34 protein-coding genes are annotated in these 23,673 nt (G+C 30.7%); 31 read left to right on the forward strand and 3 right to left on the reverse strand.

Annotated features, from left to right (window positions below; genetic code table 11):
• The first annotated feature begins 460 nt into the window (after positions 1-460).
• Together ACREWB_RS12435 and ACREWB_RS12440 are read left to right on the forward strand one after the other, a co-directional pair.
• On the forward strand, positions 461-925 hold the full coding sequence (locus tag ACREWB_RS12435; protein ID WP_431547761.1) for a GNAT family N-acetyltransferase: 465 nt from the start codon (positions 461-463) through the stop codon (positions 923-925).
• A gap of 120 nt (positions 926-1,045) precedes the next feature.
• Positions 1,046-1,555, forward strand: a complete 510-nt coding sequence (locus ACREWB_RS12440; RefSeq protein WP_431547762.1) for a phosphotransferase — start codon at positions 1,046-1,048, stop codon at positions 1,553-1,555.
• A 43-nt stretch (positions 1,556-1,598) separates the two neighbouring features.
• Here ACREWB_RS12440 and ACREWB_RS12445 read toward each other — a convergent pair whose 3' ends face one another.
• Both ACREWB_RS12445 and ACREWB_RS12450 read right to left on the reverse strand, forming a co-directional pair.
• Complete coding sequence (locus tag ACREWB_RS12445) at positions 1,599-4,562, reverse strand: Tn3 family transposase (RefSeq protein WP_431547763.1); 2,964 nt, start codon at positions 4,560-4,562, stop codon at positions 1,599-1,601.
• 32 nt (positions 4,563-4,594) lie between these two features.
• On the reverse strand, positions 4,595-5,149 hold the full coding sequence (locus ACREWB_RS12450) for a recombinase family protein (protein WP_431547764.1): 555 nt from the start codon (positions 5,147-5,149) through the stop codon (positions 4,595-4,597).
• A 299-nt stretch (positions 5,150-5,448) separates the two neighbouring features.
• On the opposite strand from ACREWB_RS12450, the gene ACREWB_RS12455 reads away from it, so the two are divergent.
• From ACREWB_RS12455 to ACREWB_RS12465, 3 genes are all read left to right on the forward strand, one after another.
• On the forward strand, positions 5,449-5,988 hold the full coding sequence (locus ACREWB_RS12455; protein ID WP_431547765.1) for a sigma-70 family RNA polymerase sigma factor: 540 nt from the start codon (positions 5,449-5,451) through the stop codon (positions 5,986-5,988).
• 9 nt (positions 5,989-5,997) lie between these two features.
• A complete protein-coding gene (locus ACREWB_RS12460) occupies positions 5,998-6,231 on the forward strand; it encodes a BhlA/UviB family holin-like peptide (RefSeq protein ID WP_431547766.1) in 234 nt (77 codons plus the stop codon).
• 137 nt (positions 6,232-6,368) lie between these two features.
• Positions 6,369-6,911, forward strand: a complete 543-nt coding sequence (locus ACREWB_RS12465; RefSeq protein ID WP_431547767.1) for a peptidoglycan recognition protein family protein — start codon at positions 6,369-6,371, stop codon at positions 6,909-6,911.
• Between the two features lie 232 nt (positions 6,912-7,143).
• Here ACREWB_RS12465 and ACREWB_RS12470 read toward each other — a convergent pair whose 3' ends face one another.
• The gene (locus tag ACREWB_RS12470) at positions 7,144-7,632 is read right to left on the reverse strand and encodes a hypothetical protein (protein WP_431547768.1); all 489 of its coding nucleotides are present in this window, start codon (positions 7,630-7,632) and stop codon (positions 7,144-7,146) included.
• Between the two features lie 285 nt (positions 7,633-7,917).
• Between ACREWB_RS12470 and ACREWB_RS12475 the strand changes: the two genes are divergently transcribed.
• From ACREWB_RS12475 to ACREWB_RS12600, 26 genes are all read left to right on the forward strand, one after another.
• The gene (locus ACREWB_RS12475) at positions 7,918-8,223 is read left to right on the forward strand and encodes a phosphotransferase (RefSeq protein ID WP_431547769.1); all 306 of its coding nucleotides are present in this window, start codon (positions 7,918-7,920) and stop codon (positions 8,221-8,223) included.
• 118 nt (positions 8,224-8,341) lie between these two features.
• On the forward strand, positions 8,342-8,737 hold the full coding sequence (locus ACREWB_RS12480; RefSeq protein WP_431547770.1) for a GNAT family N-acetyltransferase: 396 nt from the start codon (positions 8,342-8,344) through the stop codon (positions 8,735-8,737).
• A complete protein-coding gene (locus ACREWB_RS12485; RefSeq protein ID WP_431547771.1) occupies positions 8,737-8,991 on the forward strand; it encodes a hypothetical protein in 255 nt (84 codons plus the stop codon). Before ACREWB_RS12480 ends, ACREWB_RS12485 begins: the two co-directional genes overlap by 1 nt.
• Complete coding sequence (locus tag ACREWB_RS12490; protein ID WP_431547772.1) at positions 8,976-9,512, forward strand: P-loop NTPase family protein; 537 nt, start codon at positions 8,976-8,978, stop codon at positions 9,510-9,512. The genes ACREWB_RS12485 and ACREWB_RS12490 overlap by 16 nt, the downstream gene beginning before the upstream one ends.
• A gap of 237 nt (positions 9,513-9,749) precedes the next feature.
• Positions 9,750-10,790, forward strand: a complete 1,041-nt coding sequence (locus ACREWB_RS12495; RefSeq protein ID WP_431547773.1) for a hypothetical protein — start codon at positions 9,750-9,752, stop codon at positions 10,788-10,790.
• 17 nt (positions 10,791-10,807) lie between these two features.
• Positions 10,808-11,068, forward strand: coding sequence for a CD3324 family protein (locus ACREWB_RS12500; RefSeq protein ID WP_431547774.1), 261 nt, complete (start codon positions 10,808-10,810; stop codon positions 11,066-11,068).
• A gap of 450 nt (positions 11,069-11,518) precedes the next feature.
• Positions 11,519-11,707, forward strand: coding sequence for a hypothetical protein (locus tag ACREWB_RS12505; protein WP_431547775.1), 189 nt, complete (start codon positions 11,519-11,521; stop codon positions 11,705-11,707).
• Positions 11,708-11,949: 242 nt separating this feature from the next.
• The gene (locus ACREWB_RS12510; RefSeq protein ID WP_431547776.1) at positions 11,950-12,153 is read left to right on the forward strand and encodes a hypothetical protein; all 204 of its coding nucleotides are present in this window, start codon (positions 11,950-11,952) and stop codon (positions 12,151-12,153) included.
• Positions 12,154-12,173: 20 nt separating this feature from the next.
• Positions 12,174-12,767: a GNAT family N-acetyltransferase gene (locus tag ACREWB_RS12515; RefSeq protein ID WP_431547777.1), complete on the forward strand. Its 594-nt coding sequence runs from the start codon at positions 12,174-12,176 to the stop codon at positions 12,765-12,767.
• Between the two features lie 26 nt (positions 12,768-12,793).
• Positions 12,794-13,264: a GNAT family N-acetyltransferase gene (locus tag ACREWB_RS12520; protein ID WP_431547778.1), complete on the forward strand. Its 471-nt coding sequence runs from the start codon at positions 12,794-12,796 to the stop codon at positions 13,262-13,264.
• Positions 13,265-13,620: 356 nt separating this feature from the next.
• Entirely contained in the window at positions 13,621-14,211 is a 591-nt protein-coding gene (locus ACREWB_RS12525; RefSeq protein WP_431547779.1) for an RNA polymerase sigma factor, read from the forward strand.
• Positions 14,201-15,133 carry a hypothetical protein gene (locus ACREWB_RS12530; protein WP_431547780.1) on the forward strand — a complete coding sequence of 311 codons (933 nt, stop codon included), beginning with the start codon at positions 14,201-14,203 and terminating at the stop codon, positions 15,131-15,133. Before ACREWB_RS12525 ends, ACREWB_RS12530 begins: the two co-directional genes overlap by 11 nt.
• A gap of 211 nt (positions 15,134-15,344) precedes the next feature.
• A complete protein-coding gene (locus ACREWB_RS12535) occupies positions 15,345-15,716 on the forward strand; it encodes a hypothetical protein (protein WP_431547781.1) in 372 nt (123 codons plus the stop codon).
• Between the two features lie 49 nt (positions 15,717-15,765).
• Entirely contained in the window at positions 15,766-16,746 is a 981-nt protein-coding gene (locus tag ACREWB_RS12540) for an alpha/beta fold hydrolase (protein WP_431547782.1), read from the forward strand.
• Between the two features lie 10 nt (positions 16,747-16,756).
• The gene (locus ACREWB_RS12545; RefSeq protein WP_431547783.1) at positions 16,757-17,485 is read left to right on the forward strand and encodes a hypothetical protein; all 729 of its coding nucleotides are present in this window, start codon (positions 16,757-16,759) and stop codon (positions 17,483-17,485) included.
• 130 nt (positions 17,486-17,615) lie between these two features.
• Positions 17,616-18,179, forward strand: coding sequence for an NUDIX hydrolase (locus ACREWB_RS12550; RefSeq protein WP_431547784.1), 564 nt, complete (start codon positions 17,616-17,618; stop codon positions 18,177-18,179).
• Positions 18,180-18,293: 114 nt separating this feature from the next.
• Positions 18,294-18,809 (forward strand): GNAT family N-acetyltransferase, encoded by a 516-nt coding sequence (locus ACREWB_RS12555; RefSeq protein ID WP_431547785.1) that lies wholly within the window; start codon positions 18,294-18,296, stop codon positions 18,807-18,809.
• 63 nt (positions 18,810-18,872) lie between these two features.
• On the forward strand, positions 18,873-19,520 hold the full coding sequence (locus ACREWB_RS12560) for a class I SAM-dependent methyltransferase (RefSeq protein ID WP_431547786.1): 648 nt from the start codon (positions 18,873-18,875) through the stop codon (positions 19,518-19,520).
• Entirely contained in the window at positions 19,511-19,621 is a 111-nt protein-coding gene (locus ACREWB_RS12565) for a nitroreductase family protein (protein ID WP_431547787.1), read from the forward strand. Before ACREWB_RS12560 ends, ACREWB_RS12565 begins: the two co-directional genes overlap by 10 nt.
• A 54-nt stretch (positions 19,622-19,675) precedes the next feature.
• Positions 19,676-20,071 (forward strand): nitroreductase family protein, encoded by a 396-nt coding sequence (locus ACREWB_RS12570; RefSeq protein ID WP_431547788.1) that lies wholly within the window; start codon positions 19,676-19,678, stop codon positions 20,069-20,071.
• 65 nt (positions 20,072-20,136) lie between these two features.
• Positions 20,137-21,024 carry a GNAT family N-acetyltransferase gene (locus ACREWB_RS12575; protein WP_431547789.1) on the forward strand — a complete coding sequence of 296 codons (888 nt, stop codon included), beginning with the start codon at positions 20,137-20,139 and terminating at the stop codon, positions 21,022-21,024.
• Positions 21,025-21,190: 166 nt separating this feature from the next.
• A complete protein-coding gene (locus ACREWB_RS12580) occupies positions 21,191-21,517 on the forward strand; it encodes a GNAT family N-acetyltransferase (protein ID WP_431547790.1) in 327 nt (108 codons plus the stop codon).
• Positions 21,517-22,065, forward strand: a complete 549-nt coding sequence (locus ACREWB_RS12585; protein ID WP_431547791.1) for a dTDP-4-dehydrorhamnose 3,5-epimerase family protein — start codon at positions 21,517-21,519, stop codon at positions 22,063-22,065. The genes ACREWB_RS12580 and ACREWB_RS12585 overlap by 1 nt, the downstream gene beginning before the upstream one ends.
• Positions 22,066-22,142: 77 nt before the next feature.
• Positions 22,143-22,913: a nucleoside phosphorylase gene (locus tag ACREWB_RS12590; RefSeq protein ID WP_431547792.1), complete on the forward strand. Its 771-nt coding sequence runs from the start codon at positions 22,143-22,145 to the stop codon at positions 22,911-22,913.
• A 49-nt stretch (positions 22,914-22,962) separates the two neighbouring features.
• Positions 22,963-23,289: a class I SAM-dependent methyltransferase gene (locus tag ACREWB_RS12595; RefSeq protein ID WP_431547793.1), complete on the forward strand. Its 327-nt coding sequence runs from the start codon at positions 22,963-22,965 to the stop codon at positions 23,287-23,289.
• Complete coding sequence (locus ACREWB_RS12600) at positions 23,290-23,616, forward strand: hypothetical protein (RefSeq protein ID WP_431547794.1); 327 nt, start codon at positions 23,290-23,292, stop codon at positions 23,614-23,616.
• Positions 23,617-23,673: the final 57 nt, after the last annotated feature.

Here is a 23,673-nt window from a genome sequence, read left to right on the forward strand (position 1 = left end):
AAACATTTTGCTGAGAAATTTAATGTTAAAAAAGTAGCTTAAAAGCAAATATTAATGCTATTTTAAGCTACACAAGTATTTATACATAAGGGGTTGCAGGCATTTTTCTCCTGCGAAGTATGAGTTAATGAATTAAAAAGTTTAGATATAAGACCAAGCTTCTTAAAGGAAAAACTACTATTATTACCTAACAACCTAAACCATATAATTAATAAAGATTAATACATTATCAAGTTTAACCATGATTGTTATTAATTCATCTTTCAACAATAAATAATGGATTTAAACTGTATGGAAAAATAAATATAAAACATCATCTTATAAGGTCAATTATTTCTATTTTGATAATAATTATATTTCTATTAAGTAATTATCAATAACTTATTTATGCTAGCACATAGAAATTATAGAGCATTGCACATCCACTAACAAAATAGCTTGTTAAATTGGAGGAAGTTATATGATTAAAATAATTACTATAACAAATAATGATGAAAAACAAAACATTACAAATTCTATATTAAGAAAGTTGCCAGAGTGGTTTGGTATAGAAGAAGGAATAGTTGAATATGTAAATGGAGTAAAAAATACTGATTACTATGTTGCATACGATTCAAATATACCAGTTGGATTTATAAGCATAAAATCAAATAATAGTTACACATCAGAGATATATGTTATAGGACTAAAAAAGGAATATCATAATCGTGGTATTGGTAAAATGTTTTTAGAAATATCGCAACAAATACTAATTAACAGGAAAGTTAAATTCCTAATGGTGAAAACTTTAGGTGAATCGCATCCAGACAAACACTATAAAAATACTAGGGAATTTTATAATAAAGCTGAATTTTATCCCTTGGAAGAAATAAAGGAAATATGGGGAGAAACAAATCCATGTTTAATTATGGTTAAGAGTTTATAGGATAAGATTTTTTTATGAAAATTACAACGATGTATTATACTATGAAATAAGTAGCGTTTATATAATTAAAATAAAGATTAATGAATAAGTTAATCTTTTGTAGGATAAGGAGAAAAATAAATGAAATATGGAAAAATAATTGGCGTAGGCAATACGGCAACTGTATATAAATGGGAAGACGGTAAGGTGCTTAAGCTTTTTTACAAAGGCTATTCAAAACAAGCAGTAGAAAGAGAATTTCATAATGCAAAGGCAATAAAAAGTATGGATTTTCCAAAATCAAAGGTATATGAAATTATTTTCTGCGAAGAGCGGATGGGTATTATATATGACAGAGTGGAAGGGGAATCTCTGTTGGATTGGGTTATGAAAACTGGTGATGTTCAGAAATGTGCAGTATATATGGCAAAGCTACATAAGGCAATCGGTAAGAATAGGATTAGTAATGTACCGAACTACAAGGAATTTTTAAGATGTAATATAGTAAATATACCATTATCTAATTCTAAAAAACGAGAAGAAGTATTGCAAATGCTAGATAAACTGCAAGATGGAAATACACTTTGTCATGGTGATTTTCATCCTGGGGTGTCGCCAGCATTTCCGACAAAACCCCCTCTAAGGAATTAGTTGAATAAAATATGGCCATTTCACCCCCTTTAAGAAAACATTTCTAAACCCCTAAATTTAAAGGTCTTAAATCATCAGTTTCATGAACGCTTCTAAGTTCAAATTTGTATTCTCCAAGAAAATTTATGTGTTCCCATCCAAGTGGGGCTATATGCTCTAATAGACTTTCATCAATACTGCTTGTTTGTTTAAGGTGGTCAATTGCTTTCTGTAAGTATGCAGTATTCCAAACACTTATAGCATTTATAATGATATTTAATGCACTAGCTCTTTGTAGCTGATCCTGTAATTCACGTTCTCGAAGTTCTCCACGTTTACCGAAGAATATCGCTCTAGCTAAAGCATTCATAAATTCGCCTTTATTTAATCCTCGTTGTATGCGTCTACGCAAGGGCTTATTTGAAATATAATCAAGTAAAAATATAGTCTTCTCTATCCTTCCAATTTCTCGAAGGGCTGTAGCTAGAGTGTTTTGTCTAGCATAGGAACCTAGTTTACCCATAATAAGGGAAGCCGATACTTTACCTTCACTTATAGACTGGGTTAACCTTAAAATATCATCATAATTTTCTTTGATTATTTTCAAATGAATCTTACCTTTGATTATTTTTTCTATCTTACAGTATTTACTGGGTTTGTTAAATGAATAAAGCGTGAGCTCAGATATATCTCTTATCCTTGGAGCAAAATGAAACCCTAATAAATGGCTTAATCCAAATATTTGATCAGTATAACCAGCAGTATCAGTATAGTGTTCATCAATATGGAGTTCTGTTTCATGGTAAAGTAATCCGTCAATTACATGTACTGCATCCCTTGCATTAGTATTTATAACTTTAGTATAAAAGCTTGAGTATTGGTCGCTAACGTGTCTATAAATTGTAGCACCCTTTTCAGATCCATAATGTGGATTATGCTCTGCATTTAATGCTGATACTCCAACCTGTACTCTCATTCCATCTGAAGATGATGTGCTTCCATCACCCCAATATGAAGATAAAAATTGCTTATGTTGATAACTAACCAAGGTTGCTTGTGCCCTTTTCATAGCATCGTCATACATACGCCATTGGGCTGTATTAGCCATCTGACGATAGGATATACCAGGCGTAGCATCTGACATTTTTACTAATCCAATGTTTGTTCCCATTGCCATTAATGCAGCCATTAAAATTGTTTTTTCTTCATCATTAGAAACATTTCCTGTAGAAGCATGAACAAAATTCTTATCAAAGCCTGTCCACTTGGATACTTCAATAAGAAGATCTGGAAGCTTAACTCTAGGGAGTAACTTATATAGTTTTTCACTTAATAATTTTGCTTCTTCAGGAGCTTCTTTTTCAAGCTTCTCAACATGGATTCTATCAGTACCTATACTTATACCATCTAATTTATCAGCATTCTTCGATACCCATTGAAGACGTTTATCCAAAGAATCCATTCTTTCAGTGATATAATCTTCAAAATCGAGACTTACAGCGATCTTAGGTGTAAGTCCTTTCTTATCATCCCAATCATTTTTAGATACTAAGTATTCATCAAAATTTTTATAATTCCTACTGCCTTTAACTGCAATATCTCCAGAACGGATTCTGTTTTTTAGTTCTGTATATGCTGCTATCTCATAATAGTGACGATTAATATTACCATCGGATTCAAATACATACTTGTTCCAACGGTTAGAAATAAAATCCAAGGGTATATCATCAGGAAGTTTTCTTTTACCTGTTTCATTCACCTTATTGATAACATCCAGAGCGTCTATTAAAGAGTCTAATGATTTATTTGTTGAACTAAATTGAAGATGTTTTAATAAAGCAGGTGTGTACTTTCGTAACTGGGAATATCTTTTATCTAGCAAATCTATATAGTCATAATTTATCGGTCTTGCTAAAGTTTTAGCTTCCTCTACAGATTTAATTATTTTATCCCAAGGCATTACTTCTTCAATTGTTTTAAATGGATCAAGCCCTTCATTTTTAGCTTTGATTAAAGCTGCTCCAATATCCACAAATTGAATAACCTTTTCATTAAGAAATTTTCCGTTCTGCTTTTGAATTGATTCCTGCTCTTTACGACCTTTTGAAAGGAATATATTAATTTGTCTATCATGGATATGTATAGCAAGATCAACAAGCGTTTGACTGAGTTCATATAAATACAAAGAAAGCATAGCATAACGTTTATTATCCTCAAATCGTCTAAATGAATATGGTTCATATTTAGATCCGAGCCTTGATAATTGTTTAATTCTATTCGGATGAACACCTTCAATGTTTAAATTTAACTTTAAATCCCTTATTTTATCAAGTCTTTTTATGACTTCAAGAAATGCGTTTGGTGATGATTGTCCAGGATCTTCTTTTAACCATGCAAGTGTTGTTTTAGTAGTTTCATTTGGTGATTCTATGATAAAATCTAATGATTTCTTTTGGGATTCAGTCAATGAGTTATTTATAATATCAATAACTAAATTATCTGATTTTGTTATGACTTCATTTACAATCCTTTCAATTGTAGTAATACCTGGAAGAATAATCATATTATTTCTTAATTCATCAATTACAGCTTTCATAAGACGAACTACATTATCATTCTCCATTGCAAGAGGCATAAGATAATCAATTAGATACTTGTAGTCTTTCTCTGAATATGTTTTATACCCATAGAACTCACGTATTTCTTGAAAATGTTCCATCCTTGTATTTTCTCTTTGGAAATATAACTCAAATTCTTTTGGATTTATCTTAAGCTGCTCTGAAATATAAAATAATACTGATTCAGGAATTTCTTGTGTATTTCCTAATGACCATCCATGGTTACGAAGAACACACAATTGAACAGCAAATCCAAGACGATTATAATCTCTTCTGTGTCGATTAACATTTTCAATATCATTCTCAGTTAGGGTATAATATTTTGCAATTTCCCATTCACTTATATTTTGAGGTATTTGGGTAAATTCAAGTCTTTGATCTTCTGTAAGTAAAATTTCTGGTGTTGCCACTACCTATCAACTCCTTTATTTAAATACTAGAACTATTTATTGTTATTGATATATCGGTAAAGAGTAGTTTTGCTAACACCAGTTGCTTTCGTGATTTCAGAAATACTGTAATTTTTGCTGTTATACATCTTAACTGCTAAATTAATATCTTTATCATTTGTCTTTGGACGTCCACCTTTTTTTCCTCTTGCACGTGCTGCATTAAGTCCTTCTATTGTTCTCTGCGATATGAGATCTCTTTCAAACTGACTAATACCTGCAAAGATAGTAAACATCAGTTTTCCTTGTGCTGTTGTAGTATCGACCCAAGATTCCTTAATCGATTTAATATTAGCACCTTTTTCTTCAATCTGCTCAACAAGACTAAAAAGGTCTTTAACACTTCGGCTCAATCTTGTAAGGTCTGCTATTATTATTACATCACCAGTACGAATCTGATCTAATATTTTATTAAGTTCAGGACGTTCCTTTTTTATACCAGACACTTTTTCTTCATAAACTCTATCGCAACCAGCCTGTTTTAGTATATCTAGTTGCCGGTCTAAGTTTTGATTTTCAGTACTTACTCGAGCGTAACCTATATTCACACTATCACCTCACTTTAATAGTACCAAAAATGTTAGATGGTAGTCAATTTTGAAACTTTGTTTTTGGTAATAGTTTTGGTACAGAAAAGTATAAAAATTAGAACTAAAAAAGTATCTAACTCTTTTAGTTCCAAAAACGACCGTTTATGGTACTCTTTAAACATCATATTAAATGAAAATTTTAAATTAATTGTAAATTATGTTATATTTTATATATTGCGGTTTACATTTTCACTAAAACTTACGTTCTTGATAGCTAAAATAAAATAAATTTATTTTATCTAAAAGGGGGTAAGAGGATGGAAAGGGTATTACATGAGCGGATTTTACACATTCAGGGAGGAAATACAGGTGAATTATTAACTATAATTGACAAATTTAAACCCTTGATTCAAAAGTACAAAAGGAAACTAAACTATGAGGAATCTGAAACGGATTTGACAATCGCTATAATTGAAATTTTATTTTCGATCGATTTGAAAAATTTTGAAACTTATGGTGATTGTGCAATTGTAACATTTATATGTAATTCGATACGTAATAGATCAATTGATCTTTTTAGAAAGTACGTTCTCAAAAAGACTCACGAAATAGAGTTTAATTTTGATATTATGGGTGACAGTATCAAAGAAAATATAGACGATAAATTATTTATCGCAGAATTGCTAGACAAGCTTTCAAAAAAGCAACTGTTTATAATAATAGAAAAATATTTTAAATGTCAGTCTGATGCTGAGATTGCTAACTATTTACACATTTCACGTCAAGCTGTTAATAAGAGCAAAAACAAAGCCTTGAACACTTTAAGAGATTATATAACCTATTATGTAGTTGCGTAGGAGGTAGCTATGGAGAATGAATTAATAAAAATGGCATCAACTCAAGGAATTTGGACAGCATTAAGCGTGGCACTTATTTTCTATATTTTAAAAACACAAGAAAAGAGAGATATAAAACAAGAGGAAAGAGAACAAAATTACCAAAATATTATTGAAAATCTTACTGTCAAGCTTGATGTTGTAGATAATATTAAAAAAAATGTCCAGGAAATCAAAGAAACTATGATTAATAAAAAAATATAAAAAATTCTAGAAAATCTGGTTTACATTTAAATTTTAATATCGTTTCTATTTATTGTAAGACTTAAACAATTTTTTAAAAATGTAAGACAAAGTTTATTGGCCAATAAACAATTATTACAAAATAAGGAGGTTATATTATGGCAATTACTAAGCCGTCAATGGTTACAAGATCACAATGGGGAGCAGTAGCTCCAAAATCATCAATGACATCTATTGGTGGAGTTAACAAGATTTTAGTGCATCACACAGCAGGAAATTCTGGTGCAACAGGTAGTACTGCGTATGCTGCAGTCCGCAGTATCCAAAAAAATCATATGGATTCTCCAAAGAACTATAGTGATATAGGATATCACTTCCTTATATCACATGATGGGTTAATATTCGAGGGAAGATCTATAAGCTACCAAGGGGCACATTGTGCACCAAATGGAGGTAATATAAATAGTATAGGTGTATCTTTGATAGGGAATTTTACAAGCACTTATATTAGTACAGCTCAAGAAAATAGTTTGATTAAGTTATTAGCCTGGATTAAAACTACTTATTCCGTGTCCTATGCTTATATAAAAGGTCATAGGGATTATGAAGCAAATGAATGCCCAGGAACCAAAGTATACAACAATCTTGAAAATATAAGAAATAAGGTAGCTGCTTATGTCTTAGGAATAACACCACTATAATAAATTTTAATTATTATTGAATACTTTTAATATAAGCAGATGACTAAAAAATTATTAACTACTAATTTATTTACTTTAACCTTAGTGAAAGCATAAAACCGGATATGGTTTTATGCTTTTGTCTTTAAGTTAGTTTTATATAAATATCATTAAAAGCATTTGCTTTTTTAATTAAATCATTATAAGCTTACACTATTAATATTCCATTTTATTGAATTAGTTTAAAAATAATCTAAAAGGATTCAAATAAATTAACAATATCAGCATTGCTTAAGCCAATGTACTCATCCAATTTATAATCTATAACTTTATCATCCTTTATGAATATGTAGACAGAGGTTGAGTCTTCCCCATCTATACTATATATCCAAACTATCTTGTCTTGAACCTTACTCATCTTTGAAATCTCGCTATCTTTAGATTCTGCTAAGCTTAACCTATAGGTGGGCGTATCAAATATATTTATAATTTCATCCTTAGTTTTTTTAAGCAAGTCATCCTTTGCATTTGTATAGTACTTTTTGAAATACTCATCTTTCCTTTTATCAAACAGTTCTCTAGAAAGAAGCTTATTTCCCTCTTGCATAAAGTAAAATCTATTCTTTGTTTCCATGTTTACTTGCTGATTAGTTGAGATATTGTCTACATTTTTAATTTCCTTATTACACCCTGACATGAATATTGAAGTACACAATATTATACTAGCTATTACTTTTTTCATTAATCACCACTCCATTAAACTTTTATCTTTAATATAACATATAATACTATTAATGTAAAATTACTTCTAAGGTTTTGTAAATACAAGTCTTTTCAAAGTAAATATTACATTTACTTTATATAAATGAGAATATATATAATATTAAAGAATATAGCGTATTAAGCTAGTTTAGTGCATTTGTAAGCTTCATGTTACTCATAATAAGAATACTTCCATATAGCATCTTAAAGTTAGCAAAAGTTCGGGTTTTATCCATTTTATGTCTTAACGTGGGTTTTGTCGGTAATGTTGGCGGTACCCCATCCTGGTAATATATTAATATTGGATGGATATCCAATGGTTATAGATTTTATGAATGTATGTCATGGAAATTTTTTATATGATGTTGCAAGAACTGTATTTTTGGTGGAATATACACCTGTGCCAATAGAAGTTGACGATAGAGCAATGCTTTTACGATTCAAGAAAACACTAGCAGATTTATATCTTGTTCAAATGAATGTTACTAGAGATATGATACAAGATTATCTATCAGTTATTATTATGGCTAGAGTGGGTGAATGCCCTAATGAAAAGTTAATTACATTGTAAAAATGTAGGTAATATATGGACAAGCTATCCATGCAAGTGTATATAAGCTAGGGGTTTGAATTAATTGAGACTTATTGTTAGATGTGACGGTTGAAAATCATACAGGGAGGGTTATTAGATGAAATGTTTGATGCTAAAAAATGGAGATACACTTTTAATTAGAGAAGCAAAGGGTTCCGATGCAAAGAAAGTCTTAGAATATGTTAATACAATTAGTAGTGAATCAGATTTTTTAACATTTGGTCAAGGAGAATTTATAATGAGCATTGAACAGGAAGAAAAATATCTTGATAATTCATTGAAACAAATCAGCGCAATATATATAATTGCTGAAATTAATGATAAGATAGTTGGAAGTTTGAATTTCTCAGCAGGTAAAAGACCAAGAATTGAACATACTGGAGAATTTGGTGTTAGTGTTTTAGAAGAATATTGGGAAAATGGAATTGGAACAGAGCTCATTAAATATTTGATTGAATGGAGTAAACAGTTAGGGTTAATTATGCTTCAATAATGAAAAATTCTTTTAGTGATATTATTTTTATGGTCATTCCTCATTTTATTGTTAAACTAATCAAAGGAGATAACGATGGTTTAGTTACACCAAGCTCAGCTAAATGGGGAGAATTTAAAGGGCTAATTAGTGGAGAAACATCAAGAGGAATATCTCATGCAGATATTGTTGATTTTAGAAGAATGGGTTATTCGAAAATTGATATACGGAAGAACAACATATATTATTTGAAGACAAGTTGTTTAGTGATATAACTAAACAAGATATATATGAGTTGCCAATTGAGATTCATACAGAATTAATAGTGAGCATCTGGGATGGTTTTGTTAATAATTATATTAATGAAGATAAGGTTGTTATATTTGAATGTTGTTTTATTCAAAACCCAGTAACAGTGAGTATGGTCAGGAATAATTCTCCTAAAGCTGTTACTATGAGTCATATAAATAGGTTAGCTGAAATAATTGTGTCATTAAATTCTGTGTTAATATATGTGAAACAAGAGGATATTAAAGTGTCATTTAACAGAGCTGTAGGTGAAAGACCCAAAGAGTGGATTGAGGGATTTACAAACTATTATACAAACCAGGGTTATGGATTGGCAAATAACTTAAAGGGATTAGATGGAGTTATGCAAGTAATTGAATCAAGAAGCAGACTTGAAAGTGCTATGTATGATTCGCTTATATTAGTTAAATATAAAGTTAATAACTCCACCTTCAATAATGATTTACTTAAAGAAAGTATTAATTCTATTATTGAAGCGAACTTATAACTCGCAAAATTAAATTTTTGTGGAGGTTAAACAATGACAAAATGCTGCCGTGGTAACAAGGAACGTCATAGGTGATCTTAAAGTAAGAGAGATATTACCATGGTTCAATTTTTAATGGAAATCTTTGGTACAGAATTAGTATAATCGTTTTGGGTATACAATATCAAGTAGTTTACTGATAATATATACTCATAGACAGACAGCTGTTATCTAATTCAATAAAAGGAGGTCAATGGAATGAAATATATTAGTGGTGAATTAAATGCTTGGGCGATTGATAAAATTAAGAAGGAGTTTCCTGACGATGTAGCTTTGTTAATCGGACACGAGCACTGGAAAATTACACCTGATGGGGATGAAATAGCGTTTAACTTTTTTATTCCTTCTACAGAAAGAGGCTATAACCTATCTCAGACATTTATAATTGAAGACATTGGTTATGACTTATTCCCAATATCATGGGATAGATTGGAAGGAATTTCGAGCCTAAATGAAAGTATTACAGGTGTTTTGGCGGATGGAGTTATCTTATATGCACGAAATATCGAAGATAAAGAACGTTTTGTTAAATTGCAGAAACAACTACAAGATAATCTGAAGGATAAGGAATTTACTTATAAGAAGGGACTAGAAAAGATTAGTATAGCAATGGAATTGCTCCAAAACATGATTTTTGAAAAATCCCTCAGCAGTATACGTAAAGCAAGTGGCTATGTTGCTTCATATTTGTCTGAAGCAATCGCTTGTGTAAATGGAACTTATTTTAAGGGAGGGCCTGAAACCGAGATAGCCATACTGAATAAGCTTTCAGAAGTTCCTGATGGCTTTATTGATCTATATCTGAATGTGGTTTCAGCAAAAACTATAGAAGAATCAAAAGATATATGCCATAAAATGCTTGCTAATACCCGTGATTTCTTTAGTGTGAGAAAACCAAAACAGGAAACAAAAGTAAGAAATTATAATTTTCAGGATTTAGCAGACTGGTATCAGGAAATTACTTATTGGTTTCGTAGAATTTATTATTATTGTGACATAAAGAATGAACTAGGCTGCTTTGTATGGGGATGTAGAATGCAAAGTGAAGTTGATAATGTGACAGAGGAATTCGGACTAGAGAGAATGGAACTTATGAATATTTTTGATCCGGATGATTTAAGTGTCTTACGCAAACATGCAGAAGAGATTGAGCAGAAGATTATATCTGCAATTAAAATGCATGACGTCAAAATTAAAATATTTAAAAATATGGATGAGTTTCTAAGGCAAATTGGATAATATAAAGGAGGCAAATAATGAAATATGTAAATGCCTCTGATATATTGCCTGATGAGTTGCTCCAAGAGGTTCAAAAGTATGCACAAGGAAAAGCCTTATATATCCCTAAAAACAATGAACGTAAAAAATGGGGTGAACGTTCTGGAGCCCGAGGCTATTATGAACGACGAAATGAAGAAATACGCATAAAATTTGCTAATAAAAATGTTCCCATAGAAGAACTGGCAAATGATTATTGCCTTTCCATAGAAACAATTCGCAAAGTTTTGTATAAGTAATGAATTATGGATATATTCACAATGTTCTAATAAATGTACCACCAGTTTTAACTGGTGGTACATTTATATAGTAAAGTGTATATTTATGACTTATAATCTATATATAGAATAGTACTAAGCTATAGCTATATAGCTACAATAAATGAGGGTAAAAAAAGATTGTGAATTAAATCATAACTGAATTAATGAAAATTTCCCGCTACACTGAGAGTACAAGACCTGAAATACCACATAATAAAATGTTGCCGTCCGCCATGCCTTAGATTATATGAAACAATAGAAACTTTTCAAATGTTTTAAATAGTAACGAGATGATATATGCTTAAGGGATAGTAAAACTAATAATAAGAAAGATTTTAGAGCTAAGATAGGAGATATCTAAGGTTGGAAAACTTCGACAACATGAAATGTTAATTGAGAATATAGGAATAGAGAATTAGGAGGATTATTATGGAAAACACTAGTGAAAATATGGGACTAAGCAATGTAAAAGAAACAAACCAGGGTACTGGAAAGAAGTTATGGAATCCTAAGGGCTTCTTGATTCTCAGTATCTTATTTTCTTTTCTACCTGCTGGTATTTTATATTCTTTAAATTATGGTAGATTAGGGTTATCAAAAAAAGAAATTACTTATTAGCTATTACATTTATTATATTAGCAGTTATGGTTTCAATGGTATTTGTGGTTAATCAGGGGGTAGTAAAGGGCATTTTCTTTGGTCTAAATATAGTAGCGGCTGTGTTTATGAATAATAGTCAGTCCAAGATATTTCAAACTTAAAAACAGTATCTAGATAAGATTAATTATTTTTATCATGTGAATAAATTGAATGATAGTAGTTGAAATAGTAATTTTGTTATAGTGGAAAGGGTGGTCAGAATGGAGAATATCACAATAAGAGAAGAGCGAGATGATGAATGGTTAGAAACAGAGTATATGACAAAAAGAGCATTTTGGAATCTTCATGTACTGGGCTGCAATGAGCATTATTTGGTCCATATCCTTAGAACCAGTGATAATTATATTCCTAAATTAAGCAGAGTTCGTGGAATACGACGTATATTATACTGCGGGGTTGTATGATATTGAGAGGAGCAATTTAAATGGACAATAGTAAAAATATGCAGGTAATGAAAATAAATAAATCTTGTTTTAACATATTTCCAGAATTGGAATCTGAAAGATTGAAATACAGGCAAGTAACTTCAGAGGATGTAGAAGATATATATAAAATTTATAGTGATCCTGAGGTTGCTAAATATGATTGGTATAAACCAATTGCTACTAAGGATGATGCAATTTCTATAATAAATCGTTATGGAAGAGAATTTCAAAATAAAGAAGAGCTTACTTGGGGTGTGGCAAGAAAATATGATAATAAGATTATTGGTTATTGCTGCTTAGGAAGTTTTAGTGATGATTCAAGAAGAAGTGAGATTGGGTATGGATTTAATCGTGATGAATGGAATAAGGGATATGCTACTGAAGCTATAAAAGTTTTAGTGAAATTTGGATTTGACATTATGAATTTTAATAGAATAGAGGCTACTGTAACCCTTGGTAATGATGCTTCTGTGAAAGCATTGAAGAAAGCTAACTTTCTTCAAGAAGGTATTGTTAGAGAAAGAAGCATTATGAAGGGAAAGTTTGAGGATGATGTTATATTAGCTATAATAAGAAAAGATTATAACCTATAAATTAAGAAAATTATGAGGTGTGAACAGTGAATTATAAATTTGTTCCTATGAATAAAAATTATGCAAATGAGATTGCATATAATTGGAAATATAATGGGATTTACTCGTTTTATGACATGACGGCCGATGAAGATGATTTAATGGAGTTTCTTAATGAGACTAGTTGGACAGACCATTATTTCGCAGCATTAGATGACAAAAATGAATTAGTCGGTTTTTATTCATTTTTCTTTGAATATGAAATTATGAGTATAGGTTTGGGGCTCAAACCTGCATTAACCGGACGTAGAATTGGACCTGAATTTGTGAATGCAGGTATTAACTTTGGAGTAGAGAAGTTTAAATATAAAAAGAACTGTATTATGTTGTCAGTGGCTTCATTTAATAACCGAGCAATAAGAGCATATGAGAGGTTAGGGTTTCACTATGCAGATAAATATATGCATAAAACAAATGGTGGAGAATTTGAATTTATTAAAATGAAGAAAATTATATAAATACTGGAATCCCACAAGGATTTTCAGGCTTATATTTAACAGCAGAGCAATTATCTAGGTTCGGTCAATTGATTTTTAGTAAAGGGGTTTGGGAGGGTAAACGACTTATTCCTTCAAATTATATAGAGCAAGCAACATCTGATTAGCCCTTTTTAGAGTTTAAAAAAGAGCTTTATTTGTGTTCTGTTCCACATTATTATTCAATTGAATTGGAATGATTAGAATACTCTATTACAATAGATTTAACATCGATGAATGTAGGAATTTTTTAATTTTAATTAAAAAAATGAACCTTTTACTAATATGTAATACACTTATACATAGGAGCTCCAAAAAAAAGGAAGGGGAGATATGATATGGATAAATCAGACTTGATAAAACACTTCCAGCTGGGTGATATGTCAAGCTTTAGTGAACTTTATAGTTTATATTGTAAAAAAGCACTGGGAACTGCTTATCTTATAGCAGGCCAAAAATCTTTTGCAGAGGACATCGTGCAGGAATCATTTATTCAATGCTTTCACTCAATAAAAACATTAAAGAATATTGAAACCTTTGATGTATGGTTCTATAAAATAGTAACTAGAACAGGTTGGAGGATGGTTTCTAAAAATAAAAGAACTTTACTCCTAGATGAACCAGAGACAATAGATACTATGATAGATTATAATGCCTTTGAGAAATTTAAATCATGCGAAGCCAAAATCACGATTTATGAATCATTAGCAAAGCTTAGCCTTCACCTGAGAACAGTCATAGTTTTATATTATTTCAATGACATGACTATTAAAGATATCTCAAAAGTACTTGGATGTTTTGAAGGAACCGTTAAATCTAGACTTCATAATGCAAAAAAACAGCTAAGACACGTTATTGGAGAGCATGTAAAAGTACCTGTCATCAAAACATATTATACTGAAAAGGAGTGCGTAGATAATGAAAAATGAGCAAGACTTTGAAGAAAGAATTAGAATAGATTTGAAATTAAAAGGTAATGAACTATCCCCTTCTGATGAATTGTACTCCAAAATTATAAATGATGTAACAAATACTAAGAAAGGAAATTTTAATATGTTTAAAAATAAAATTTTAAATATAGGCGGCAAAAGATTAACAACAGGCATTTTGTGTGCTTTTATGATAATTAGTATTGTTTCTTTTAGCACCTCAAATAATCTTAAAGCATTTGCTACAGAAGCAATAAACCACATAAAAACTATATTTGTGCTAGATGAAACAAATAAGGTAGTAGAAAAGGATGCTGACACTACATTTATATATCCATCAACGTCAAAAGATACAATCTTAAGTGATAATCAACTCACAAAAAAAAATGGATTTAAAGTTTTTTTTCCGAAAAGTCTTTGTAGCGACATGAATCTTACTGATAAATTCGAATCAATTCACCTAAATAAAATGACCTATGAAGATGGTCAAAAGCTTCAACCAGATATTCTTAAGGCCATTGATGATGAGGATGTATTTAATAGCCTAACTAGCTATGAACCAACAAGGGGAGTTGGAGCACAATACATAAATGATAAAAACCAATTATTTATTTCTATTGCGCCCGTTTCGGCAGAAATAAAAAATCTCCTTTCATCTTCTACCTCAAAAAAAGTAGATTTAAATGGTACACTAGGTTATTGGCATGAAGTACAGTTTCCATCATATCCTTTAATAGAGAAGAATGATCTCACACAACAAGATATGAGCAAGAAGCCAACGGATATTAAAACTGCACATATGTTTTACTGGTGTTCAAATGGAGTCTTTTATTCAATAACTTTTCTCTCAGATAATGAACTTTCTATGAATGAAACAGCAGCTATTGCAAAATCCTTCATAGATCAATCTACAAAAAAATAAATTAAGGAGCTGACTATAAGTTAGCTCCTTCAAACTGTGACTTAGTTAATTATGTTGGAGTAAACGTTAATTACTTTTAATCTTTACTATTATGTTATATAATGGTAGAAGTAATTCAAAATCGTAGAATTACTCAATTCAATTTATAATGTAGTTTTTGTTAGTTGTATTTCACACTAAAAAATAATATCTATTAGGGGGACTAAATATTATGAAAAGACATTCTTTATTAATGATTCTAAGTATACTAATAATTGTTATTGCTATGGGTTGTAGCAAACAAGAATTTGATGGTGATGATACAAGTAATGATACACAGTTTGCAATGGAGTACTCTGTTTTGAATTGTACAAAAACACATGAGATAAAATTAGAAAAAGGAGCAATTATTAATGCTATTATAATAAGCAAATCTGGTGATGTAGATGTTCTTGTGGAGGAGATTAATGGTGAAGAAATATATAAGGGTGACAATGCAAGTTCAAGTGAGTTTTCACTCAATGTAGACAAAACAGGAACCTATATGTTTACTGTTACAGGTAATAATGCAAAAGGAAGTGTAAGTTTTAAAATTGCTGATTAAATTTTAGTATTTACACAGTATTATTTAGATATAGTATGAGGTGAAAACAATGATAGATGGTATTTTAACTATTCAAAAATTATATAAAAGAAGAATATTTCGCGTAATTGCACTTATTTTAATCATTCTATTCATTGGTACATTATGGCAACACGCCATGAGTGAATACGAGAAAGAAGTGTATAATCCACCAGGACAACTAAGAAAAGTGGACAATCATAATATGCATATTTATGTAGAGGGTGAAAGCTCGCCTACAGTAGTATTTACCGTTGGCTCAGGTACTCCATGTGCTTATACTGACTATTATTATATTCAGAAAGAAATATCAAAGACTGTTAGAACAATTTCTTATGATAGACCAGGATTTGGTTGGAGCGAGCCAACAGCTATACCAAGAACGATAGGTAATCAAGTTAACGAGTTACATGAGTTATTATGCAAGGCAGGAGAGAAGCCCCCATACATTTTAGTAGGACACTCACTTTCTTCTCTAGAGGTAATTCATTATGCACAAAAATATCCTGAGGAATTAGTTGGTATTATTCTAATTGATGGCGGTAATCCAACATTCTATGCTAATTACAGTGAATTTTCAGCTTTAGCCTTAAATCGCTTCTCTGAGGCGATAAGAGTGACAGGAATAGCTAGGGCTTTGGGCAACATTGGGATTTTTCTCCCTTTTACTTATGAGAATCAGAGACAAAAGTCGCTTCCACATGATATACAACAGGTAGATAAGATAATGTTCTATAATAAATTGGGACTTGATAAAAATAGAAATTCACTGAGAACTATTAATGAAAATGCTGATGAAGTTATAAAAAACGGAAAAATAGGTGATATACCACTAGTAGTATTAACTGCAGGAAATGGCACTAAAGAGTGGAAAGAAAGCCAAATTCAATTAAAATCTTGGTCGAACAACAGTAAACAAGAAGAGGTAATTGGATCATCACATTACATTCATTGGAATTATCCAAATGTAATAATAAAAAAAATTCATGAACTAATAGAAATGTCAAAGTAGGAGGGTCAATGTGAATAAAACTTATAAACGGGTGAAATTTATTATTCTACTATTTACGTTGATAATATTAATACTACCGACAACAGCCTTAGCAAATTCTGCGGAACCGCCAGCATTGGTTATACTCGTAAATAATCCGCCAAAAGATTTTTCAATTGTATTAGTGTCTAATGGAAGTCAACCGAAAGCAAGAGTTACGCGGGTTGCATGGGAAGGATATTATGCTTTTTATTCGAGAGATATGCAGGCGACGGGGGATTATACATTCAAGGTCACTACAAATGTGGAGAGCTTCGAATGCACAATTGAAATACCATTGCAGCAATATAACACCGTATTTACTTTGGACATACCCAATCGAGAACTTACACCCGGAACATACCCTCTTCGCAGGTGGATCTTAATATCTATACGGTTATTACTTACGCTTTTGCTTGAAGGTATTATCTTTTGGCTCTTTCATTTTAGACAAAGGAGAAGTTGGATTATATTTATTTGTATTAATCTTGTTACACAGGGGGCCTTGAATATTTGGTTGAATAGCGAAGGGTCGCTGATGCCAAGCTATTTAATTTTAAGTTTAATTCTAGGAGAGTTTTTTGTATTTATTACTGAAATGATTGCTTTTCCAATTTTTATTAGGGAACATGAAAAGAGCCGTATCTTGGCTTATGTTTTTATTGCAAATTTTATAAGTTTAATTGTCGGTGGATATATTATTTCGATTTTGCCGGTTTAGACACGATATTTGCAATGTAATTACTACCTTTAGCTACTATATAAATTTATGTATTCTAATCTATTTCTAGGTTAATAAAACATTCTGATTTTAGAGGAGAGTAATAAAATAAATGATAGGGGGGACATCCATGAATTATATAAAACAGATTTTCGAATTTATTCCTACCAATGAACAAGAAAACCAAGATAAAAAGATAATTCTTGATTATATTAAAAAATTTCCAGATAATATTTTGTTAAGAGAAAATGTATTTGCACATATTACAAGTTCAGGATTTATAATGAACAAAGAAATGGACAAAGTGCTAATGGTTCACCACAATATACGAAATACTTGGGCTTGGACAGGAGGCCATGTAGATGGAGATGCAGACTTTTTACATGTTGCAATAAAAGAAGCAAAAGAAGAAACAGGTATAAAAGTTGCTACAGCTCTTACAAAAGACATCATAGCTATAGATATTCTACCGGTATATGGTCATATGAAAAGGAATAAGTATGTTAGTGCACACCTACACCTTTCGGTAGCATATGTTCTTATCGCAAGTGAAAGAGAAACACTTATAGTAAAGGAAGATGAAAATAGCGATGTGAATTGGTTTTCTTTGAATATGTTTAATGAAGATTATTTTGATGGTAAGGATGTTTATCTATATAATAAGTTAATTCAGCGGGCCATACATATTATATAATATATGGTTATTTGAGTAGAGGTGAACAATTAACCGTTCCTATAACTTTATAGAAATTTAAAGGTGTGTAGATATAATGTACAGAGAATAATCAAAAATGATGGAGGAATAGATATGAAAGTAGAATTATCAAGGGCTAATATCGAAATGGAAGAGCAATATTATGATTTCATTAATGATTGGCAAAATAATGATGAGGAAATTGTCCCATATGCCGCAAGATTATTAGATATGAATTATAAAACATGGTTGGATTATACATATAAAATTGAAAATAAAGATACTTGTCCACCGAATTTTGTTCCTGCACATACATACTTTTTAATTCAAGAAAATAAAAGGATTATAGGTGCAATAAATATTAGGCATTGTCTAAATGACTATTTATTTAACTTTGGTGGGCATATTGGTTATGGCATTCGTCCATCAGAACGAAAAAAAGGATATGCGTCATTGATGTTATCTATGGCTTTGCCAATAGCAAAGGAGCTCGGAATTAATAAGGTTCTGATTACTTGTGATAAAAACAATGTAGGTTCAGCTAAAACTATGATTAATAATGGTGGTGTTCTAGAAAATGAAGTCCTAGATGATGCTGAAATAACTCAAAGATACTGGATAGAGTCTTAATTTATTATATAATGTTAATATAATTAATTGGAGTTCTTTTAACAGTTTAGGGAGGTAAAAATTATGTTAGATAGTACAGGATTTGATCTATGGGCTAATGGTTATGATATGAGTGTAAACCTTAGTGAGAAAAATAATGAGTACCCATTTGCAGGTTATAAAGAAGTGTTAAATTATGTTTATAACCAAGTAAGAATAAAAGAGGATGCAAATGTTTTAGATATTGGGATTGGAACTGGAATTTTATCAACTCAACTATATAATAATGGATATAATATTACTGGCATTGATTTCTCAAGCAATATGATAGATATTGCAAAGCAAAAAATGCCTCAAGCAACATTGATAAATCAAGATTTCTCCAGGGGTTTACCAGATGAAATTAAAAATCGTCGGTTTGACTTTATAATTAGCACATATGCAATTCATCATTTAACAGACAATGAAAAAATTAATTTTATCAAGGCGCTTTTCCCATTGCTGAATAAAAAAGGAATGATACTTTTAGGTGATGTTTCTTTTGAAACAAGAACTCAATTAGAAAAATGTAAAGCTAAATACAATGAGTATTGGGATAATGATGAAGTCTATTTTACCGCAGAAGAAATTAAAAGCAATCTAAATAATGAATTTTTATGTCAGTTTATACAAATATCTCATTGTGCTGGAGTACTAACTATTGTTAATAATCGGAGGGTAACATGGAATTAATGGATTGTATTTTTCAGAGAAGAAGTATCAGAAAATATAAAGATAAACAAGTAGACAAAGAAATACTAGAAATGCTAATAAAATCTGGTATGGCTGCTTAAGCAGCGTGTAATAATCAGCCATGGGAATTTATTGCTGTCAGAGAAAAAGAAACTATGGATAAATTAAGAAACGGAATGGTCATGGGTAGGTATAATGCACCAGCTGCAATTGTGGTTTGTGGCAATATGAAACTAGCAATGGGTGGATTTAAAAATCATTGGGACCAAGTTTGTAGTGCGGCGTTACAGAACATATTATTGGCTGCAACATCAATTGGTTTAGGTTCAGTATGGATAGGAGTATATCCAATGCAAAGTTATATTGAATCAGTAAGAAAAGCTTTAAATATGCCTGAGTATGTAATTCCCTTGGGGATTGCGTATATAGGATATGCTGATGAAGAAAAACAGTCAAGAACTCAATATAATGAGAAAAGAATTTATTGGGAAAAATATGATTCTACTAGAAAACATAGAGCTAGGCCCAAAAACCTAAAATGCGGAGTATAGTATAAAAATAGAAGATCTAAAGAGGTTATTTAATCCTAAATTATTTATATAAAAGGAGATTTGAAATGTTAGAAAAAGTATTAAATCAATCTATTTGTTTAAAACAATATATCACAGAAAAAGAGTATAAAGAAATAAATCAACTTAAGGATATTTGTAGATTACAGGACAAAACTAATCTAAAGCTAGAATTAGACTATAAGATAAATATGAGTAGGAGCTCTGAAACAGGGATAACAAACATTAATGAGTTTTTATATTATATTGAGGGTATTTTAGTAGCCTACATTGGCATTTCAAGCTTTGGGGGTAATAATGGCGAAATTAATGGTATGACTCATCCAGACTTTCGAAGAAAAGGGTTATTTACAAAGCTTTTTCAACTTGCAATAGAGGCGTGCCAGAGGAGAAACTTTAATAAGATATTTCTATTATCAGATGGTAAGTCAATATTAGGAATGGAGTTTATAAAGGCTTCGTGCGCTAAATATGATTTTTCAGAGTATAGAATGAAGCTACTTAACAAAACTACTTTAGAAAATATAAATTATATCAGTTTAAGAAAAGCCAAGAACGTAGACAGAAAAGAAATAGCGAGACAAAATACAATATTTTTTTATGATTCTGAAGAGTGTGAAGATTTTCCAGAGGAAGAGGAATTTATAAATGAGATAACATATATGGTTGAATTAGAGGAAGTGACTATAGGCAAAATTAGGATAGAATACGTCGATAATTCAGCCTTTATTAGTGGTTTTGGAATATTACCATGTTTTAGAGGTAAAGGATATGGTAAAGCAGCTTTAATAGCAATTTTGCACATAATTAATGAAGAAAACATAAATGATGTGGAATTGGATGTGGAATGTAAAAACAATGCTGCACTTAATTTATATAAAGCATGTGGGTTTCAAGAGAAATCTGTAATGAATTACTATAAGTATAATATCTAAAGGTATTAATTATTATTTTATGAGGAGTGATATTGTGGATATAAGGTTAAAAAAAATTGATAGTACTAACTGGAGAGAATGTATTAAATTAGAGGTTTCTGAAAGCCAAAAGAAATTTATACCACCAAATTTATATTCTATAGAAGAATAAAGATTTGAGATTGGAATGAAAATACTCGGAGTATACTTAGGTGACGTTATGATAGGATTTGCCTCATATATTTTAGATGAGCAAGGGGATATGAATCTTTATAAATTAATGATAGACAAGCATTCTCAAGGAAATGGATATGGTAAAGAGGCTTTGATAAAGCTAATGGATATAATAAAAAATGAAACTAAGAATAAAGAAATATGGTTAAGTTTACATCCAAATAATGCTGTGGCTATAAAAATATATTGTAATTATGGATTTAATCAACAAATAATAGGCCTTGAGGCAGAGGATGAAATTTTCTTTAAATATAATTGTATGTATGAGGAGGCATTCTAATGATAAAGGTAACACGCTTAGATATAGAAGAAGTATTAGTATTGGAATATGACTTCAAAGAAGATAATAGAGGAACCTCATATAAAATATTTTCAAAGGAAGAATTAGAGGAGGTTGGAATTTTTACCGAATTTGTAGAAGAATTTTTATATTGCCCTGTAAAAAAAGGAACGCTATATGGAATTCATTTTCAAAATAATCCTAAAGCTCAAACAAAATTATTGTTTTGCACAAAAGGACGAGGCCTAGATTTTGCCATTGATTTGCGACATAACTCAAAGACATATAAAAAGTGGGTTTGTGTGGAATTAACACCTCAAAACAATAAACAAATGTATATACCAGCAGGTTTTGGACATGCCTTTTTATCTTTAGAAGATGATACCAATGTTGTTATAAAAATTGATAATTATTTTGATTTAGCTTTATCCAAAACCATATCATACGCTGATGTTGAACTTAATGTTAATTTTAATGTTTTAGATCCTGTTCTTGCTGAATACGATAAGAATGCCCCAACTTTGATTAATTGTGATTGTAATTTATAAATATACGTTTAAACACAATAAAAAACATGTAATGGTCCCAAGTTGGGACTTTAAATTTAATGAATGGAGTGATAATAATGTTTGAGAAAAAACAATTTCCTATACTTGAGTTTGATTCTTGTAGGAGTGCATATATTGAGCCGTCAAATTTAATAAAACCCATAGATATTCCAAAATGCTGTGTGATATCGTTTTTTAGAGATATTATTGAAATGAAGAATAATAATGGGCAGTTAAAACATGTTGTTAATATTCATTCTGAAACTCTGGACATTCCAGTTTATGAAACAATGTATAACGGGAAAAGGGTAGCACTTGTATTGGGTTTTCTTGGATCAGCGGGATCAGCTGCATTACTTGAAGAGTTAATAGCTTTCGGATGCAGAAAATTTATTGTTTGTGGAGGTGCAGGTGTTTTACAAAAGGATATTGCGGTTGGCCATTTAATTATACCAACATCTGCAGTAAGGGATGAAGGGGTATCTTATCATTATATTGAACCTTCAAGAGAGATTGAATGTAACCAAGCTATTGTAGAAGTAATTGAAAGAGAATTTAAGAAAGACGGCATAAAATATCTTAAGGCTAAGACTTGGACTACGGACGCATTTTATAGAGAAACAAAAGAAAAGGTAGCATTAAGAATATCGGAAGGATGTATAACAGTTGAAATGGAAGCTGCTGCCTTCTTTGCGGTTGCTAAGTTTAGAAATGTTGAATTAGGCCAAATATTATATGGCGGAGATGATTTAAGTGGTGAAGAATGGGACGAAAGAAAATGGAACAGTAGAGAAGATATAAGAGAGAACTTAGTTGATTTATCAATAAGAATTTGTACGGAATTATGATGTTAACTATACTTTAATAAAATAATCCAGCATAAGGGGATGCGATTTTATGAAAAATGGAAGTTGGGAGAAGATATATTTAGATCAAGGCAAAGTTCAAGTCGATTTATTAGATACTGTAGTCGAAGCCGTAAATTATTTTGAACAGGCTAAGTGTAAGCATGTATTAGATTTGGGTTGTGGAACAGGAAGAAATGCGGTATACCTTGCTAGCAGGGGATTTAAAGTATCAGCATGTGATATATCTAAGACAAGTATCGAACTTTCAAAAAAGCAAACTGATGATCTTGGTTTTATAGATATAAATTACGGAATCGAAGATATGTTTAACATGACATACGATGACAATAGTTTCGATGGAGTTTTATGTATATAGGTGCAAGGGAATGGAACTAAAAGAGAAGTACAGAAAGGAATCGATGAGATATTTAGGGTTCTTCAAAATGATGGGACTGTTGTTACAGACTTTGTTACTATAGAGGATAGTACTTATGGCATAGGTAAAGAAATAGATCAAAACACTTTTGTGGGGGGAAGACCTGGTGAGGAAGAAATACCACATTTTTATACCTCAAAAGAAGAGCTATATTTAATGTTTAGTAGATATAAAAGCATTAATATTAAAGATAAAAGTTATCATTTTACAGATATACAGGGCAATGAACATATAATTAAAGCTGCTGTAGTTAGGGCTATTAAGTAATGTTTTGTTAAGATAGAATAAAAATAATTGGGAATTAGAAACGTTAGCCATCATTAT

This window comes from Clostridium sp., from assembly GCF_050717635.1.
Taxonomy (GTDB): Bacteria; Bacillota; Clostridia; order Clostridiales; family Clostridiaceae; genus Clostridium_AD.